This window comes from Pseudofrankia sp. EUN1h (assembly GCF_001854645.1).
In the GTDB taxonomy this organism is placed as follows: domain Bacteria; phylum Actinomycetota; class Actinomycetes; order Frankiales; family Frankiaceae; genus Pseudofrankia; species Pseudofrankia saprophytica.
Window position 1 is genome coordinate 32120 of record NZ_MBLN01000089.1, and the last position, 18152, is coordinate 50271.

General features: G+C 71.4%; 14 protein-coding genes and 2 pseudogenes. 10 read left to right on the top strand and 6 right to left on the bottom strand.

Annotated features, from left to right (window positions below):
* Window positions 1–4 precede the first annotated feature (4 nt).
* The 3 genes from BCD49_RS34500 (at window position 5) to BCD49_RS43825 (ending at window position 6151) form a co-directional block, all read left to right on the top strand.
* Window positions 5–4204, top strand: a complete 4200-nt coding sequence (locus BCD49_RS34500; RefSeq protein ID WP_007515007.1) for a hypothetical protein — start codon at window positions 5–7, stop codon at window positions 4202–4204.
* A gap of 65 nt (window positions 4205–4269) precedes the next feature.
* Window positions 4270–4416 carry a hypothetical protein gene (locus BCD49_RS44620; protein ID WP_206744938.1) on the top strand — a complete coding sequence of 49 codons (147 nt, stop codon included), beginning with the start codon at window positions 4270–4272 and terminating at the stop codon, window positions 4414–4416.
* Window positions 4417–4474: 58 nt separating this feature from the next.
* Complete coding sequence (locus tag BCD49_RS43825) at window positions 4475–6151, top strand: hypothetical protein (protein WP_007515009.1); 1677 nt, start codon at window positions 4475–4477, stop codon at window positions 6149–6151.
* A 382-nt stretch (window positions 6152–6533) separates the two neighbouring features.
* On the opposite strand, the gene BCD49_RS34510 is transcribed toward BCD49_RS43825, so the two are convergent.
* A complete protein-coding gene (locus BCD49_RS34510) occupies window positions 6534–7592 on the bottom strand; it encodes an integrase core domain-containing protein (protein ID WP_027140903.1) in 1059 nt (352 codons plus the stop codon).
* A 126-nt stretch (window positions 7593–7718) separates the two neighbouring features.
* Window positions 7719–8390: an NADPH-dependent F420 reductase gene (locus BCD49_RS34515; protein ID WP_007515011.1), complete on the bottom strand. Its 672-nt coding sequence runs from the start codon at window positions 8388–8390 to the stop codon at window positions 7719–7721.
* Window positions 8391–8500: 110 nt separating this feature from the next.
* On the opposite strand from BCD49_RS34515, the gene BCD49_RS34520 reads away from it, so the two are divergent.
* Entirely contained in the window at window positions 8501–8926 is a 426-nt protein-coding gene (locus BCD49_RS34520) for a winged helix-turn-helix transcriptional regulator (protein ID WP_241832453.1), read from the top strand.
* A gap of 94 nt (window positions 8927–9020) precedes the next feature.
* Here the strand turns inward: BCD49_RS34520 and BCD49_RS34525 are convergent.
* Both BCD49_RS34525 and BCD49_RS34530 read right to left on the bottom strand, forming a co-directional pair.
* A pseudogene (locus BCD49_RS34525) lies at window positions 9021–9221 on the bottom strand (IS6 family transposase); the annotation flags it as partial.
* 207 nt (window positions 9222–9428) lie between these two features.
* Window positions 9429–9824, bottom strand: a complete 396-nt coding sequence (locus tag BCD49_RS34530; RefSeq protein WP_007515014.1) for a hypothetical protein — start codon at window positions 9822–9824, stop codon at window positions 9429–9431.
* A 635-nt stretch (window positions 9825–10459) separates the two neighbouring features.
* On the opposite strand from BCD49_RS34530, the gene BCD49_RS34535 reads away from it, so the two are divergent.
* From BCD49_RS34535 to BCD49_RS34545, 4 genes and pseudogenes are all read left to right on the top strand, one after another.
* The gene (locus BCD49_RS34535; RefSeq protein WP_241832454.1) at window positions 10460–12556 is read left to right on the top strand and encodes an MMPL family transporter; all 2097 of its coding nucleotides are present in this window, start codon (window positions 10460–10462) and stop codon (window positions 12554–12556) included.
* Between the two features lie 221 nt (window positions 12557–12777).
* Window positions 12778–13119: pseudogene (locus BCD49_RS46005) on the top strand (enoyl-CoA hydratase-related protein); the annotation flags it as partial.
* Window positions 13120–13175: 56 nt separating this feature from the next.
* Window positions 13176–13625, top strand: coding sequence for an enoyl-CoA hydratase-related protein (locus BCD49_RS46010; protein WP_269799835.1), 450 nt, complete (start codon window positions 13176–13178; stop codon window positions 13623–13625).
* Window positions 13570–14616, top strand: coding sequence for an integrase core domain-containing protein (locus BCD49_RS34545; RefSeq protein ID WP_241832455.1), 1047 nt, complete (start codon window positions 13570–13572; stop codon window positions 14614–14616). The genes BCD49_RS46010 and BCD49_RS34545 overlap by 56 nt, the downstream gene beginning before the upstream one ends.
* On the opposite strand, the gene BCD49_RS34550 is transcribed toward BCD49_RS34545, so the two are convergent.
* Both BCD49_RS34550 and BCD49_RS34555 read right to left on the bottom strand, forming a co-directional pair.
* Entirely contained in the window at window positions 14617–14922 is a 306-nt protein-coding gene (locus tag BCD49_RS34550; protein ID WP_007515019.1) for a hypothetical protein, read from the bottom strand.
* A gap of 523 nt (window positions 14923–15445) precedes the next feature.
* A complete protein-coding gene (locus BCD49_RS34555) occupies window positions 15446–16708 on the bottom strand; it encodes an ABC transporter substrate-binding protein (RefSeq protein ID WP_007515020.1) in 1263 nt (420 codons plus the stop codon).
* Window positions 16709–16833: 125 nt separating this feature from the next.
* Between BCD49_RS34555 and BCD49_RS34560 the strand changes: the two genes are divergently transcribed.
* Window positions 16834–17364 carry an integrase core domain-containing protein gene (locus tag BCD49_RS34560; RefSeq protein WP_007515021.1) on the top strand — a complete coding sequence of 177 codons (531 nt, stop codon included), beginning with the start codon at window positions 16834–16836 and terminating at the stop codon, window positions 17362–17364.
* Between the two features lie 340 nt (window positions 17365–17704).
* Window positions 17705–18073 carry a hypothetical protein gene (locus BCD49_RS34565; protein WP_007515022.1) on the top strand — a complete coding sequence of 123 codons (369 nt, stop codon included), beginning with the start codon at window positions 17705–17707 and terminating at the stop codon, window positions 18071–18073.
* Window positions 18074–18152: the final 79 nt, after the last annotated feature.

Genomic DNA, 18152 nt, shown 5'->3' on the forward strand with positions numbered 1-18152 from the left:
CGCCGTGCCGAGTTCACCGACCGCTCCCGGCCGCCGGCCGCTCGTGCTGCTGCCCGTGCGGCTCGAGACCCGGTACAGCGCTGACGGCACCCGGCTGCGCGTGCGCGTCTACCCCGACGACGTGCACGTCGACCAGCTCGACCGCCCGCTCGACCAGGCCGAGGAGGATGCCGGCGCCGACTACTGGCGCAAGCTGTGGCGGGGCGTGCCCGTGGCCGAGGCGCGCGCCGGCCTGCGCGGCGCGGTCCGCCCGGACAGGGCCTCCTGGGTCGCCACCGCCATGACCCCGGCGAACCCGTTCGCCCGCCCCCACCCGCCCGCGCCGACGCCCGAGCCGCTGTTCCTGGTGGCGGCGGGCATCCCGTCCTCGCCCCCGGTGGCCCGCGGCCTGCCCGACCGTTTCACCGGCCGGCTCTTCCAGGCCGGCGAGCTCGTCGCCACCGGCGAGGGCGGGCCGGTGCGCCGGCCGCTGGTCCTGGGCCCGAGCCGCGGTGGGGCGCTCACCGCCGCGGCCGGCCTCACCGTCGGCGCCGGCGCGGAATGGGTGGTCGACTTCGACGCGGCCGTCGCCGCCGGGATGGCGTTCACCATCCCACTCGGCGGGCACACCGGCCCGTTCCGGCTGCTGGTCTACGGCGTGCGCGACGGCGACGGGACGACCGAGCTGACGGAGCTGCTCACCGCCCACCGGCACACCGGCGGCGTGGAGCTGCTGGCGCCGGGGACGCCGACCAACAACACCGAACGCGACCGGTCGGCGTGGCACCGGCGCACCGTGCCCACGCCGCCGGACGGCACGCAGGCGCCGCCGGAGCCCGACGCGGACGGGCCGCTGCTGGCCGCCGCGCTGGGCATCGGCGCGGATGCCCTGGCCGGCGTCGACGGCGCGGACCAGACCGACCAGCGGCTCGCCTCCGCCGCCCACGTCGCGCTGTGGCCGGGCACCTGGGACACCTACCTCGACGCCCTCGTCCAGGCGACGCCCACGGGCCTGACCATGGGCGAGGCCACCCGCGCCCAGCTGCGCGCCACCTTCGAGGAGGTGGTACGCGGGCGCGGGCCGCTGCCGGCGCTGCGGATCGGCCGGCAGCCCTACGGCGTGCTGCCGGTGGTCGACACCGGCGGGCCGACGCCGGTCGCCGGCCCGATGCCCCGGCTGGAGCCGACCCTGGCCAGGGCCCGCGGCCTGCTGCTCGCCGGCTCCGACGCGCCGACGGCCGCCAGCAGCCTGCTCGACGTGCTCGGCACCGCGCCGACGATGATCGGGACCCGGATGCGCGCCGGCCTGCCCGACCTGGACGCGCTGCTGGACGCCCTGACGTTCTACGACCCGCTGGGCGACGACCGACCCAAGTACAACAACGAGGTCGTCATGCGCGACATCCTCGCCAAGGACTTCGGGCTGGACTTCGGCCGGCTGGGCTACATCAGCTTCGGCAGCCTCACCCGCCCGCTGCTGCTCCCGCTCGTCGCCGACGGCGACGCCGTCGACACCGGCGCCGACGGTGACGACCGCTACGGCGACCGGGAGTTCGTCCGCCGGATGCTGGCCGGCGAGCACCGCACGATCTCGACCGTGCTGCAGGCGCTGCTGGAGATGAGCCTGGAGGCGCAGCGCCGCCACCAGCGCTTCGCCACTGGCGGGGACCAGCCGCTCTCGGCGGCCGGCGTCGACGCGATCCTGGGCTTCCGGATCGACCAGCTGCTCGCCGGCCGGGACCCGACGCTGGGCACCGCCGTCCGCCAGGCGCTCGCGTCGCCCAGCCCCGACGCGCTGCGCCGGGCCGCGGCGGCGCTCGGTGACTCGTTCGGCCCGGCGGACGCGAGCACGCTGGCCTCCTACCAGCCGCTCGCCGGGCTGCGCACGTCGCTGCTGCAGGTCGCCGACGCGCGGGAAAGCGAGACGCTGCTCGGCAAGGCGTTGGGGGTCTCGTTCCTGGTCGGCTACGACCAGTCGCGGTTCGCCCAGGCGGCCCAGGAGCTGGCCGACGCCCCGCTGGAGCAGCGCCGCCTCGCCGTCGCCGAGGCGCTCGACTGCTGCTCCCACCGGCTGGACGCCTGGCTCACGTCGCTGGCCACCACCCGGCTGCGCGGCGTGCGCGCCACCGACCCCTCCGGGCTGACGCTCGGCGCGTACGGCTGGGTCGACGACCTGCCTGGCCCCGGCGCTCCCCGCCCGCCGCGCGGCGGGTACATCCACGCGCCGAGCCTGGCCCAGGCGACCACGGCCGGCGTGCTGCGCAGCGCGAGCCTCGCGCACCAGGGCCAGGCGTACGACCTGGACCTGTCCAGCGGCAGCATCCGCACGGCGACGTGGATCCTCGACGGCGTGCGCGCCGGCCAGCCGCTGGGCGCGGTCCTGGGCTACCGGGTCGAGCGGGCGCTCCAGGAGGGTGGCCTGGCCCGGTTCGTCCCGACGCTGCGCAACCTCGCCCCGCTGGCCGCCGGCGCCCAGACCGGCGGCGGCGCGCCGGACGGGATCACCCGCGCCGGCATCCTCGACGGCGTGGCGCTGCTCGGCGTACCTCGCGCGCAGGTGCACACCGCGCTCGCCCGCCGCCCGGACAATCCGTTCCTTGCCGGGCCGTGGACCGTCAGCACGGACGAGACCGACGACGTCGACGCGGTCCTCGACGACGCCGCGGCCGCCTACGACGCGGTCGCGGACCTGTTGCTGGCCGAGAGCGTGCACCAGCTGGTCACCGGCGGCACCGCCCGGGCGGCGGCCACCCTGGACGCGGCCGGCGCGGGCGCACTGCCCCCGCCGGAGCCGGAGTTCACGCGCACCCCGACGACCGGCGTACCGATCACCCATCGCGACATCGTCCTGCTGCTCGCCGGCGCCGGCGACCTACCGCCCGCGGCGGGCTGGGTGTCGCGGACCCCGCGGGCGTCGGCCGAGCCCCGGCTGGAACGCTGGCTGCGCGCGCGGCTGGGGCCGGCGGCCGGCGTCCCGGTCGCCGGGGCGGTCACCCTCGACCAGCTGGGTGTCTCTGCCTCCGACCTGGTGTACGCCTGCGGCGACGACGCGTCGCTGGCCCGGCTGCTCACGGCGGCGGCACCCGCGGGAACCGCCGGGACGATCACCGCGACGGTCACCGGCGGCGCGCTGGCCCCACCGATGCGGCGGCTGGTCCAGCATGCCCGGGCGCTGCGCCAGCTGCTGGCGGCGGCGCGCCTGCTCGCCCCGGCCGATCTGGCTGCCTCAGGTTCCGAGCCCACGCACACCGTCGACGTGCAGGACGTGCGCCCGCGGGTCGAGGCGGCGATCGCGGCGCTGGCCACCGCCGCGAACGGTGACGCCGCCGCGCTGGTGTGGTTCGGCATCGATCCGGCAGGCGCCGACGTCGCCAAGGCCACCGCCCGCCAGCGCGTCGAGAAGGCCAGGGCAGCGACGGCGGCCGCGACGCCGGACTGGGCCGCGGCAGCGGCGGCGGTCTTCGGCGACGAGTTCCGGCTGCTGCCCCGGATGTCACCGGTGAATGCCGCGGCGGGCGACCCGTTCGTGCGCCGGCTCGGGCGCGTCGAGGCGCCGCGGTCCCGGCTCGCGCGCTTCCTGCGCGACGCGGCCAGCGTGCGCCCGTCCGTCGCGCGGCACACCGAGACGCTGCTGCACCTCGACGCCTCGCCCGCGACCGCGGCCGCCTACCGGCTCTCCGTCGGCCAGTTCGGCGGCGCGGCCGCCGGGCAGCCGCGCACCGCGGACGCCACGTTCTGGCTGAGCCTGGAGTTCGGCGCCGGCCGCCCGCCTCCGGACGCGCCGGCGACCTGCGTCGTCGTCGACGTCGGCGACGGCCTGGTTCTCGGTGCGGCCAGCGGGGCGCCGGCCGCACCGGTGACCGGCCTGGTCGTCGACGAGTGGGTGGAGGTCGTGCCGCGCGGCGGGCCGGCCGGCCAGCGCCTGGCCAGCGGGGTCGCCGTCCACGCCGACGCGCCCGACGCCCGGCCGCCACAGGCGATCCTCATCGCGGTCTCCCCGGACGACGCTCACACGGCCGCCGACCGGCTCGACGCAACCCTGTCCCAGACCCTCGACCTGGCGAAGCTGCGGGCCACCACGCTGGAGTTCAGCGCCTGGCTGGGCCGGGTCCTGCCCGCGATGCTGTTCGCCAGCTTCTCGCTGCGCAACGAGCGGGTGCTGGACCTCCAGGCGCTGGCGGAGCGCGAGCTCGACGTCCCCGCGCCGTTCGTCGAGGACATATAGTGCCGCTCCCGCAAGCGTTCCCACCCACCACGCGCACACCATCGCAGCCAAAGATCTGTCAGACGGTGCGCGTCGCCGGCGACGCGCACCGTCTGACAGATCTTCTGGACGTCGTCCTGGTGGGAGTGGACGTCGCCATTGGCGGCCGCGGTGGCAGCCTGCTGGCGCCTCGCCGTGCCGACGCCGTCGGCTTCGCGGGTGCGTCGAGCTGATCCCTGTTCGCGGCGGAACACCGGACAGAAACCCGAGATACCGGAGAGAGGCGGGGCTGTGGACGAGTGCGACGGCGCGCGGGTGCGCCCCGTGCCGGACGAGTTCAAGGAGGTCTTCCTCAGCGACTCGCCCTCCTGGGTCCGACTGGAGCCGCAGTCGGTGTCCGGCGACCCGAGCCCCGGCATCGAGGCACGGGTCCACGACCCGGCGTGGCTGCTGGCCCGGCAGTGGCAGCTCGGCGAGTTCCGCGGCGAGGACTCCGGCAGCCCGGTGTCGGTCATGGCAAGCTGGACGTCCATCCCGGTCGACGGCTGGCGCCCAGGCACCGGCGCCGGCACCGCCGCCGCCGCCACCAGTCCCGCGGGCGGTGGCGCGCCGATGCGCCCGCTCGGCCCGGGGGACCTCCTCGAAGCGGCCGTGGAGAGCGAGCCTCACCGCCCGCCGGGCCTGCGCGCGCGGTTCGACGCGGGCGCCCAGTTCCTGGCCGACCTGGCCGAGGCCGGGTTCGGCGCGGCCAGCCTCACCGCCGCGGTACTCGCCGCCTGCCGGATGCCCGACCCGCCCGCCGACCCGTTCGACCCCGGCGCGTCAGTACTGATGGACGTGTTCGCCGACCGGGTCCCCGACGGGGAGCGGATCGCGGCGGCGCTGGCGGCGCCCACCCCGCCGCCGTGGCTGCCTGCGGCGGCAGCGGCCACGGCCGCCGCGTGGCTACGCTGGTATCGCGGCGGCGACGAGCCCGGCTGCTGGATGCCGGCCCGGCTGGAGTACGCCTTCGACCTGTCCGCCGGCCCGCACCGGCTGACGGCGCCCGCGTTCCCCGGCGGCCGGCCCGACTGGTACCACCTCGGCCACGTCTCCACCGCGCCCGGCGGCACCCCGTCCGCCACCAGCACACCCGCGAAGCCGGTGTGGGCGACCCCGCTGACGTTCCCCGGTCAGCCGGTCGACCGCTACTGGGAGTTCGAGGACGCCCAGGTCAACGTCGGCGCGCTGGAGGCGGCGCCGCACGACCTGGCCCGCCTCGCCCTGGCCGAGTTCGCGCTGGTCCACAGCCAGGACTGGCTCGTCGTCCCGCTGGACGTGCCGCGCGGCGCGCTCACGATCATCGACCGGCTGAGCTACACGACGACCTTCGGCGAGACGATCGTGGTGCCCCGCGCCGACGAACGCGGCCGGTTCCAGCTGTTCGAGGTCGACGCTCTGCCCGGCCTGCTCGTCCCGCCGGCCGGCCCGGCCGTCCTCGAAGGCCCGGCCCTGGAGGAGGTCGGTTACCTGCGCGACGAGGCCGCGAACCTGGCCTGGGCGGTCGAGCGGGTCGTGACCGGCCCCAGCGGCCAGCCGCGCCGCCGCACGGACGAGCCACCGCCGCCGGCGCCGACGCCGGGTACCGAGCCTGGCGCCGAGCTGGACTACCTGCTGGCCACCACCGTGCCCGGCAACTGGGTCCCACTGGTGCCCACCCGCCGCGCCGACGCCACGATCGAGCTACGCAAGGGCGAGCTGTCCGGATCGTCCGCAAAGCCACTCGGCGTCCTGCTCGCGCCGGGCCAGCCGCTGGCGATCTTCGATGAGGAGGTCCCCCGCGAGGGCGTCACCGTGCGCCGGGTCCCCGTGCTCGCCCGCCGCGCCGACGGCCGCTACGCCCGCTGGATCGCCCGCCGGGTGACCACCGGCCGCGGCGAGGGCACCAGCGGCCTCACCTTCGACACCGCGACCCCCCGTAGGCCTTGAACGCCCGCCGGCGTCGGCCGGCGAGCCCTCCTTTCGGCCGAACGGATCAAACGCCGGCCCGCCGCCGGCGGCCTAATCAACGAATACGAACCAGCCGCCTGGAACCGCAGATCAACCCCGATGGCCGAGTTCTGGCACCCAACAGGCGCGGGGTCGCGTGCCGCAGCCCGCCCAGAATCAGCCCGATTCAGCCTGGGCGCCGCATGATCAGCTCACGACGACGGGGATTTAGGTAGCTTATTTCACGAGCGCGGACCTGGGTCAGGCCGGCGATGGTAACGGTCCCGATGCAGTCCGCTCGGCGAGCGATTTGCCCCCTGAGCTTGGCCTGTAGCGTGCCAAAACTCGATCTGGGGGCGTGACCTGCGGTTTCGCTGCCCGGTCAAGCGGCGCGGTGGTACTCGTTGATGACGCCGCCCAGGACCTTGCGGCGACGGATCGGCCCGTGGAGCGGTGTGACCGGGTCGTGGTTCGGTGGGCGCTGGTCTCGTCCTTGATGAGGACGATGATCGTTGAAGTGGCGGGCGTACTCGCCGAGCACGGCGGTGGCGTGGCGCTCACCGTAGAGAAGGAGCCGGTCAGTGCACTCCTGGCGGACCGAGCGGATGAACCGCTCGGCGTAGCAGTTCGCCCGCGGTGTCCGCGGCGGAGTCCGCAGGACCTGGATGCCTTCGGAGTCGAAGACGTCGTCGAACGCCTTCGTGTATTTCGCGTCCCGGTCGCGGATCAGGAACCGGAACGCGTCGAGCCGCCCCTCCAGGTCCATGACCAGGTGGCGTGCCTGCTGGGTGACCCAGGCTCCGGTCGGGTGAGCGGTCACGCCGAGGATGTGGACACGACGGGTCTGGATCTCCATCACGAACAGTGCGTACAGCCGGCGCAGCGTGATCGTGTCCAGGTGGAGGAAATCCGTGGCCAGCAGGCCGCTGGCCTGGCCCTTGAGGAAGGTACGCCAGGTGGTGTCGGCATGGCGGCGAGGCGCTGGGCCGAGGCCTGCGCGGGCGAGGATTCGACGGATGGTGCCCGTGCCGATCCGGTGACCGAGGCCGAGGAGTTCTCCTTGGATACGGTGGTGCCCCCAGGTGGGGTTGTCTCTGGCCACGCGGATCACCAGCGTTCGCAGTTCCTCGTCCACCGGCGGGCGGCCGACCCGGTGCGGGTAGGTCCACCGTCGTCTGGCCAGGCGACGGTGCCAGGCCAGCAACGTCGCCGGGGTCACCAGCCGGCAGGACCGGACCTCCCGGGGCGACAGCCGGGCCAGCGCGGCCAGGACCGCACGGTCGGGCCAGGTGAACCGAGGCTGGCCGACCTGGCGACGCAGCACGGCTACCTCGTGGCGCAGCACGAGCAGCTCCGCCGTCCTTGCCGCATCGCTACGGGTGAGCAGGACGAGCCAGCCGAACACTCGCACCATGACCAAGTACACCAGCCGCAGCCCCATGAGGACGATCATGCGCCACGGGGCCGAGCGACGAACCCGCAGGTCAGCAACCCGAAATCGAGTTCTGGCACGCTACAGGGTCCGCCGCCCGTTCGGCCCCGGCTGTTCGTAGGTAACGGAGCTCTCTCAGTCGGGGTGCGCGAAGGCCGACTCGAGCGGMGGCAGTGTGGCGCGGGCGTCGTGGCCGGCGAACCACAGCCCCATGACGAAAGCTGTCATCGCCTCGACGTATTGGGCCCGGTCGAGGCCACCCGCGTCGACCGGATGACATCCCAGGTCTCTGACCAGCTTCCCGACCGTCGCGAGCGCATCCGGATCGTCGCCGCACAACGGCACCGTCAGCGGTCTCGCGTCATAGGAGCGCTCACCTCCGCGCCAGATCTCGGCGGCGAGCATGCTGAACGCCTTGACCACGCGCGCGTCGACCGCGACCTTTGCGACCCGTTCGGCGACCGTGCACATGGCGAGGGTGAACGAGTTCGGCGCCGCGGTGAACGCATCGGCGGCGAAAGCGTTCGTACAGTCGATCAGAGGACGGCGGGCGAACGCGCCGTCGGCCGCTCCGGCGGCAGTCAGCGCATCCGTCGCCGCTTCGCCGGGCACCGCGAGCAGGATCACCTCGCCGAAGGCGGCCGCTTCACGCAGGTTCCCGGCCGCCGCCCGTCCGCCGAGGCGCGCGGCGAGTGTGGCAGCACGCTGTGGTGAGCGAGCCGTGACAAGTACCTCGTGCCCGGCCTCCGTCCAGCCGGCACCAAGCGCCTCGGCCATCGCGCCGGCGCCGATCGTGGCAATTCGCACAGCATCTCCCTCGGGGCTGTCATCTCTGTCGTTCTGGCGAAACGCGGGATCACGGGTCGCCAGAACGACGCTAGGAAAGCCGATACGCACCTTCGGGTGCCTGTCGGTCGATGAGACTGAACGACATGCGTTCCGAGTCGGCCGCCTCCGAACACGTTCGCCTCCCGCCCGCCGAGTTCCCGCCGTACGGGGACTTCGCCGCGGACTGCCCGGCACGGGTGGCCCTAGACCTGTTCGTCAGCCGCTGGACCGCGGTCGTCGTCTACGCCTTGCGCGACGGCCCGAAGCGTCCGAGCCTGTTGCAGGCCGAGATCGGCGAGATCAGCCACAAGGTGCTCACCGACACGTTGCGCCGCCTCGAACGGGTCGGACTGATTCGCCGCCACCGGTACGCCGAGGCCCCGCCACGAGTCGAGTACGAACTGACCGAGCCGGGCGTCGACCTGCTCGAACCGATCTGCGCGCTCGGCCGCTGGGCCTTCCGACACGCCGACACGGTCGTCGCCGCCTCACTCCGCGACGACGAGTTCGAATGACGACGCCTCACCGCGAGGCCTGAACACGGCACGACAACCAGCACACGCGATGGACGATCACGCGGCGCCGCGGAGCTGCCGGTCTCGACGACCCCGGCGTGAACCTCTGCACCCAGCGGTAGATCGTCACGTGGTCGACGTCGATGCCGCGTTCGGACAGCAGCTCCTCGACGTCGCGGTAGGAGAGCCCGTAGCGCAGGTACCACCGCACCGCCAGCACGATCACCTCCGGCGGAAACCGGAAGCCGGCGAACTCGGAGTCCGCAACCACGGGACGGACACGCCGACGATGCACTACTCGATCATGCCTGACCGGGCGGCTCGACCGCTGGGCCCGGCCATGCATTAGTGCCCAGCGAACTCCCAGAACGATGACCTCCGGTGGGAACCGGAAGCCGGCGAACTCCGCGACCGGGACCGGCGGACGAGGACGGCAGCGAGCCACCATCCGATCATGCCTGGCCGCCGGTCCCGACCACCGCATCCGCGAACGCAAYAGACATCAGCGGGCGGGGCAGAGAGCGAACATGTCCAGCAGCGCAATGTTGTAGAGAACGGCTTGGTCGGCTGTCGAGTTACCTAGGTTATAGCGCTGTCCCATGGAAGGCGTGACTATCTTCCAGCTGGCGGCCATATCCGAGCAGTCAGACTCGCCGTCGCGGAGGATCTGCGCGTCGGTCTTTCCGTCGGCGACCTCGGGAAACTCTTGGCGAAACTGGCTGACATACGCGGAGGTGTCGTCCGGGTCGCCGGTCCCAGCTGTCGGGCTCGCTGGCACGTACGTCGTGACGGATGAAGGTGTCGGACTCGCGGCGGAGGTGGCGACCGGTGTGTCCGCGGGTCTGCATGCCGCCAACGCCGTGATGGCCACGCCGAAGAGGATGAGTCGCCGATACATGATTTTTCCTTTCCGCGCCGTTCGCTGCGCGGACGCATGGTCTCGACAGCCGACTGGCATGTAATGCGGGCAGAGGGCCCGGCAGAGAACCGGTGCTGGGATTTCGGCTCGGAGGTCCGGTTGTTGTGTACGAGACGATCCTGTCTCGCTGAGGCCTATCCGACGTCCTGTATGTGCCGACAATCCCGGCTACCGCGCCCGTGGTACTCCAAGCCGGCTCAGCCGTAGCCGATGGCAGCGCCGGGATCCGGTGACGGAGACCGTTGGCAGGTGACGTTGGTTTCGTCGCGGAGCCGGGCCGCCGACCGTTGCGCACGGGTCGCGCGGCCCAGGCATCGGCGTCCCGTTCGGCCCATCAGGGGCCGCCACCGGATGCGAGGAGGGCGCATGCGAAGAGGTTGGAGCGAGCCAGCCGGAGCAGGCGGTGGGTCGGTGTACTGCGCTGGTGGTACGGGGGGATGACATCGCCTGGCGGATGTGCCGGGCTGGCTTCCGCGGGACCGTGAACTGCCAGATTTGAGCTCTTGGGAGGCAGTTCCGTGTCTGTTCTTGCCCGGTGGTGTGCTCGCCATCGTCTTGTCGTTGTGGGGGGGTGGGCTGGGATTCTCGTCGTCTTGGTCGGCCTGGTCGTCGGGATGGGATCCAACTTCAAGACCGTCGCTGACCTGCCGAACAGTGAGTCGGCCCATGCTTATGCGCTGCTGGGCACGTCGGCCGGCTCGACCGAGGTCGGCCGGATCGTCTGGCACACCTCCGGGCAGGCGGTGGATGCGGCCGAGGTGCGCAGCGAGGTCGCCGGCATGCTGACGAACGTTGCGGCGCTACCTGGTGTCAAGGCCGTTCAGAGCCCCTACGCGCCCGGCGGCGGCGGGCAGCTCAACGCGGGCCAGAACACCGCCTACGCGCTCGTCACCGCGACCGACGACGTCAAGCTGGACCAGGTCGAGAAGGCCGCACAGTCGATCGACGGCAGCCGGCTGCGGGTCGAGATCGGTGGGCAGGCGTTCGCGCCGCAAACCAAGTCGGGTGGAATCGCGGAGATCGTCGGCATTCTGGCGGCGCTGGCGGTTCTGCTGCTGATGTTCCGATCGGTGTGGGCGGCGGCGCTGCCGATCGTGACCGGCGTGGCTGGGGTCGTCGTCTCGCTGCTGCTCGTCATGGTCGGTTCGCACGTCGTCGACCTGTCGAGCGACTCGATCACGATGGGGTCGCTGATCGGTCTGGGCGTGGGTATCGACTACGCGCTGTTCATCGTGAACCGGTACCGCAAGGCTGTCATGGGCGGAGCGTCGGTCACCGAGGCGATCGTGCAGGCCGTGACCACCTCCGGCCGAGCCGTGATCTTCGCCGGTCTGACGGTGATCGCCGCTTTGCTGGCGATATTCGTCGTCGGCATGGGCGTGCTTACCGGGATGGGCCAGGCGGCGGCGGTCACCGTGTTGTTCACCGTGCTGGCGGCGATCACCCTGCTGCCCGCGCTGCTGTCCGTCCTCGGTCTGCGTGTGYTGTCCAAGCGCCAGCGCCGCCTGCTGCTGGCCGGTGAGACCTCGGAGGTGTTGTCCGGGACGAGCACCGAGGCCGGCCTACGCCGTACCCCGGCCGGCCGGTGGGCCCGACTGGTGACCCGCATGCCGGTGCCGATGGCCGCACTCGCCCTGATTCTGCTGGCCGCGCTGGCGGTCCCGGTGCTGTCGATGCGGGTCGGCGAGGCCGATGCCAGCAGCGACCCGACCGGCTCGGCCTCGCGCCAGTACTACGAACTCATGAGCCCCGCGTTCGGCGCCGGCATCGACGCCACTCTCCTTCTGGTCGCCGAGACTCCTGACGCCAGGTCCACCCAGGCGCTGGACGCGCTGGCCAACGAACTGCGCTCGGTGCCGGACGTCGCCGCCGTCTCGGCCCCCACCCCTGCCCGTGCGGGGCTCGAGGTCATCCAGGTCACCCCGACGAGCAGCGCCGGGGCCAAGGCGACCGTCGACCTGGTCGGCCACCTTCGCACCGACGTGATCCCGGCCGCCGCGAACGGCAGCGACCTCCAGGTGCACGTCGGCGGCAAGACGGCCACCGACATCGACATCGCGCACGCGCTGATGAGCAAGCTGCCCCTTTACCTGGGCCTGGTCGCCGTGCTCGGGTTCCTGCTGCTGGCGTTGGCGTTCCGCAGCCTGCTGCTGCCGTTGGTCGGCGCCCTGAGCAACCTCACGACGATCGTCGTCGGCCTCGGCGCGATCACTGCGATCTTCCAGTGGGGCTGGGCCAGCAACCTGCTCGGCGTCGGGGACGGCGCGCCGATCTCCTACATCGTCCCCATCATGATCGTCGGCGTGATGTTCGGCCTCTCGATGGACTACCAGGTGTTCCTGGTCAGCCGCATGCACGAGGAGTGGACCCACACCCGCGACAACACCCGGGCGATCCGCGTGGGCCTCGGCGAGACCGCCAAGGTCAWCGGAACCGCCGCCCTGATCATGCTGTGCGTCTTCTCCTCGTTCGGATTCAGCGGCCAGCGGATCGTGGCCTGCATCGGCATCGGCTTGGCGCTCGCGGTCATCGTGGACGCCTTCGTGGTCCGCATGGTGCTCATTCCGGCCCTCATGCGGATGATCGACGCGCGGGTGTGGGCCTACCCCCGATGGGCCGACCGCATCACCCCCCACCTGTCCGTCGAGGGAGCCGGACCCCAGGAGCAGGCGGACACCGACTCCGCACGGGTCCTCGCCGAGGCCTCATGACCGAAATGGATCGACCCGCTCAGCGGAAGTGCGGGCGTTCGCGGCAGCGGCTGTCGCTCCGTCGGAGCCTTCCCTGAGCGGTGTCGAAGCTGCGGCGTCCGAGCTGATCCATCTCGCTCGGAGTCCGGGCTGCACCAGGCGTCGCGGCCAACCCGTGGATCCGAGGGCGTCGCTGTGCCGTGATTCCGGAACAATAGACAGGAAGCCTGATTAAGTGGGCGATGGCGGTGAACGTCGAGTCGCAGGTCGAGGCCACGGCGCCACCGCTGGCCTCCGCCTTGCCGGCGTCCGTGCGGCTGCAGGCGGAGGGCCAGGTCCTCGTCGTGACACCTGCCTGTCCGCATAAGCGAAATACCCTCGACGACGCGACCATCCACGGCCTGGAACGGGTGTTCCGGGAGGTCGCTCCCGCCTACCGCGCTGCGGTCCTCGCCGCGGACGGCGATCATTTCTCGGCCGGCCTTGACCTTCATGAGCTCGCGGACCGCGATGCCTTCGCCGGCGTAGCCCACTCGCAGTTCTGGCACCGCGCCCTGGACGCGATCGAGGGCGGCCCGATCCCCTCCGTGGCGGCCCTGACAGGCGCGGTCGTCGGCGGTGGGCCGGAGCTCGCGGCGGCGTGCGCCACCTCCGGGTCGCCGACCGCTCGGCGTTCTACGCCCTACCCGAGGGACAGCGGGGGCTCTTCCTCGGCGGGGGCGGGTCGGTGCGGCTTCCCGGGCTCATCGGCGTGGCGCGGGTCATGGATCTCATGCTCACCGGCAGGCGCCTGACGGCGGACGAGGGCCAGGCCGCGGGCCTGACGCAGTACGTGGTCGAGACGGGCACCGTGGGCACCGCGGCACTCGACCTCGCGCGGAAGATCGCCCGTAACGCCCCGCAGGCGAACTTCGCCGTGCTGCAGGCCCTGCCGCGCATTGCGCCGGCCGTGTGGGGTGCAACTAGTCGGTTAGGGGCGCTGAGCTGCGCGAACAGCGCGTCGGGGATCATGCCGGGTTATGGTGTCGATGGTGATGTTCTTGCTGGTGCGCAGGCTGCTCGGCGTGGTCGGCCTGGGTGCGCGGCCTGACGAGAAGGACGTCGAGATCGCGGTCCTTCGCCATCAGCTGGCCGTACTGCGCCGTCAGGTCGCTCGGCCGCGGTACACCTCATCTGATCGGATGCTGCTGGCCTCGCTGGCTCAGCTGTTGCCCCGCCCGCGCTGGTCGGCGTTTCTCGTCACGCCTGCAACGCTGCTGTGCTGGCATCGAGACCTCGTCCGGCGCCACTGGACCTACCCGCAGCAGCGTCGTGGCCGGCGTCTCGACGATGTGGTCGCGCAGCTGGTGCTCCGGCTGGCCCGGGAGAATCCCCGCTGGGGCTATCCGCGGATCGTCGGCGAATGCCGCAAGCTGCACGTCCAGGTCTCGGCGACCTCCGTGCGCAACATCCTGCGCCGCCACGGTCTTGGTCCGGCGCCTCGTCGCGGTGGCGGTCCGAGCTGGTCGCAGTTCCTGCGCGATCAGGCCCGGGGCGTGTTGGCGTGCGACTTCCTGACTGTCGACACCGTGACGTTGACCAGGCTGTACGTGCTGTTTTTCGTTGGGCTTGACCGCCGCCGGGTCTGGCTCGCCGGCGTGACCGAACACCCCAGCGCCGCGTGGGTCACGCAGCAGGTGCGGAACCTCGTCTACCACCTCGGCGACAACGGCGGTGGGCCGTACAAGTTCCTGGTCCGCGACCGGGACACCAAGTTCGTCCGCGGCTTCGACGGCGTCTTCGCGGACGAGAGCATCCGGATCCTAAGGACACCGGTCCAAGCGCCGAAGGCGAATGCCTTCGCGGAACGCTGGGTCCGCACCGTGCGCGCTGAGTGCCTGGACTGGTCCCTGATCTGGAACCGGCGCCACGCCGAACAGGTCCTGTCGACCTACGTCGAGCACTACAACACCGCCCGACCCCACCGCGGGATCGACCTCGACACGCCCGACCCGTCGACACCGGCCGGTGATCCGACCAGCCCGATCAGACGCATCGACCGCCTCGGCGGCCTCCTCCACGAATATCAGCGAGCGGCCTGATCAGCGAAACCGTCCATTTGCACCCCTCAGAGCGATCAGGTTGTGGCGCCAGCGCAGCACCGTCTCCGCGCGCACGAGTAGCCGCAGGTCGCGCAGGGTTGGCCGCGGCAGCGTGTGCAGGAGTGCGGCGAGCAGGGCGCGGTCGGCGGGCTGGAGCTGGATCCGGTGGCCGTCGAGTTGGCGGTGCAGCACGGCGATCTGGTGTCGCAGGGTGAGGATCTCGATGTCCTTGTCGTGATCGCTGCGGGGCAGCAGGCGCAGCAGCGCGAACGCGTTCGTGACACCGAGATAGGTCAGCCGAAGCACGATGAGGTGGCATCCTCGCGCAGCCACCGGCCCCGACGGCTGCGGCCACCCTGACCAGGGCGGATGGCATTATCGGCACACACAGCGTTGCGCCGTCGGCCAGTCGGCCAGTCGACCCAGTCCGGCACCCGTCGTCGTGAACGTCCGTACTTCGCCCCGCCGACCGCCCCCACGCCCAGGCAGCCGCACCGCCGCCACGACCGTGTCCCGGTGCACATCCAGCCCTGCGACCCGGCCGATCAGCACATCCATCAAAGACCAGCTCCGTCCCCTCGACCCGCGACCGACACAGACCGCCCGGGGAGGACCTGTCACCAAAGATTTTGAGGTACGCGCTCATGGCAGCAGGACAGGATTCCTCAGGACCTCCGCGCCACACTGACCTACGGGCTCACAGCACCAAGGCGCCACGACGTCGGACCGGACGGCGCCACCGGGCTCATCAGGACAGGGGGCCGGCGCAAGCCGGCATGATCACTGGGTGGCCGCGTCGCGCGGCTACCCAGAATGGACCCCGCCGGTGCTACTGGAGCGGCTCGCCGCACCAGTAACCGTCCTTATTGAGCGCGGCGGGCGGTTGCATCGTAATGAATTGATTGCCCGCCGAGTCGACCTTGACGAAGATCCGACAGAGCGTCGGTTGCTTCGGCTTGGTGAGATCGGTCGGCGCTGAGATGCCACCCGCCGTGTAGTCGGTTTCCTTGCGGAGGTTGGCGATGAATGCCTGGCGGGTGGGGCAGGTACCGGCGCGTTGCAGGCCCGTGATCATCTCGTCGGCGGCGACATAGCCGGAGACTGCCAGTTCGTCGGTCGGGTCCGAGACCTCGGGGGCGTAGGTGCTCATCACCGTGCGATAGGCGATCATGGGAGGAGACGTCAGAGGCGCGATGCTGGACGGGATCGACATCCCGGCCATGTCGGTGCCCCGCGTCGCGAGCAGGGTCGCGTTGTAGCCGCTGGAGTTCAGGGCGACGGTGAAGTTCACTCCGAGTTGTTTGGCGGCCGAGTAGATGTCGATGAACGGCTCGGGCTGGGCAGCGCCGATAAGCGTGTCCGCTCCGGACTGCTTCAGTTGTTGGGCGACGTGCGTCGTGTCGGTGACGTTCGCGACGTAGGTGACCGAGCCGACGACCTCGATACCGCGACTTTGCAGGCTCGGCGCGAGCTGCGCCGCGAGGGTCGCGGAAGTCGAGACCGTCGGGTCAATGAGAATCATTGCCTTGTGGCCACCCGCGGCCTTGACGAAGTCCCCATAAATCGTGGAGCCGCCAGTATTGAACAGGTTGCCGGAGTGAAAGATGTTCGGGTAGTCGCTGTAAGCGACGCTCGTGGCGGTTCCGGTGACCGGCACGCCCTGCTGGGCTAACCAGGGGGCGGACTTGTCCAGCGCGATCGAGGTCGTGATGAGACCGAAAACCTTCTGGGTGTTGACCAGGTCGTGCGCGACTACGGAGAAGGTCTCCGGCTCGGACTGGTCGTCGCGCCACTCGAGGTCGATCTGGCGGCCGTTGATGCCGCCCTGCGCGTTCTGCTGGTCGACGCGGGCCTGCGCGCCGCTGCGGGCGTCTCTGAAAGCGGACGCGACCCCGCCGGGCCCTGTGTCGGGGTAGATGTAACCGATCTTGATGGAGTTGGCCGTCACGCCTGGGGCGTTGATCGGGCAGGCCGCGGCGCCTGTCGCGGGCGGGTGCGACTGTCCGCACCCGGTGAGGGCGACAGGCAACCCGATCAGTGTTGCGGCGACCGCCGCCGTGGTCGTCCGCACCCCTATACGTTGACGAGTCATCAGGTGTCCCCTCGATCGGATGATCCACATGAAAAATGAGAGTCGACTCTAACCTTGTACCGTGCCAGAACTCGATTCAGGGTGTTGAGCTGCGGTTTCGCTGTTCGCCGTGGCGGTGGATGATCGTGGGTGTGGTGGTGCGGCTGGTGTATCTGGTCACGGTCCGGGTGTTCGGTTGGCTCGTCCTGCTGACCCGCGGCGACGCGGCGACGCGGCGAGGACGGCGGAGCTGCTGGTGCTGCGCCAGGAGGTCGCCGTGTTGCGTCGCCAGGTCGAGCGGCCCCGGTTCAGCTGGCCCGACCGTGCCCTCCTGGCCGCGCTGGCCCGACTGCTACCCCGGGGACGACGTGTTCGCCTCCGAAGGTGTTCAGGTCGTTCGGACGCCGCCGCGGACACCACAGGCGAACTGCTACGTGGAGCGGTTCATCCGCTCCGTCCGCCAGGAGTGCACCGACCGGATCCTTCTCTACGGCGAACGCCACGCCACCGCCGTACTCGACGACTACGCCCGCCACTTCAACGACCACCGGCCACACCAAGGACGAGACCAACATCCGCCGCACCACGACCCGGCCGCCGTCACACCCCTCGACGGCCCGATCCGCCGCCACAAGGTCCTCGGCGGCGTGATCAACGAGTACCACCGCGCCGCCTGACCAAACAGCGACATCGCTGGTCACGCCCCGGATCGAGTTCTGGCACGCTACAGGCACCTGCGGACCGTCCTGACCGAATACACAGCCCACTACAACGGACGACGACCCCACCGCAGCCGCGATCTCCGACCACCCCGGCCCGATCACCCCGTCACAGACCTCACCACCAAAAGGATCAAGCGCCGACCCGTCCCCGGTGGACTGATCAACCAGTACGAACCAGCCGCATAAAACCCCAGGTCAACCCCGTGACGCAGTGCTGGCACCTCACAGGATCCAGCATGGTGCACGTGACCCAGATCGTTGAGGGACTGCGGATGTCCCCCTGGAAGTCCTGCTGGTGCTCGGCGCGGTCGCCCTGGTGGTGGCGCGCTGGCTCCCCGCGGCTGCCCGTCGGCCACTGACGTTCGGCTCGGTGGCAACCGTCGCGCCCTCTGGATTGGTGCTGGGCGTGGTGGGGCTGCGCTGGCAGGTGGTGCCGGTACTCGTCGGCGCGGCTGCGGCCACCTCGTTCGCCCTCGCTCCGCTACTGCCCCTACGCGATGACCGCTCGCCGCGCCGGGCCCCGTGGTGGCTCGCGCTGCCGGGATCGGCGCTGTGCCTCGGTCTGATCGCCTCGGGCCCCGCGACGGCCTGGGCACTGCCCAGGCCGGTGTTCCCCAAGCCGTCGGGGAGCTCCGCCGGGCTGCCCGGTTCGGCGCTTCTGTAACGCCTGTCCGTCAAGGGCCGTGCGCACGGAGACGCCCAGGAGGTGCGGGTTGAGCGAGGGCGAGAAGGAGAGCATCAGT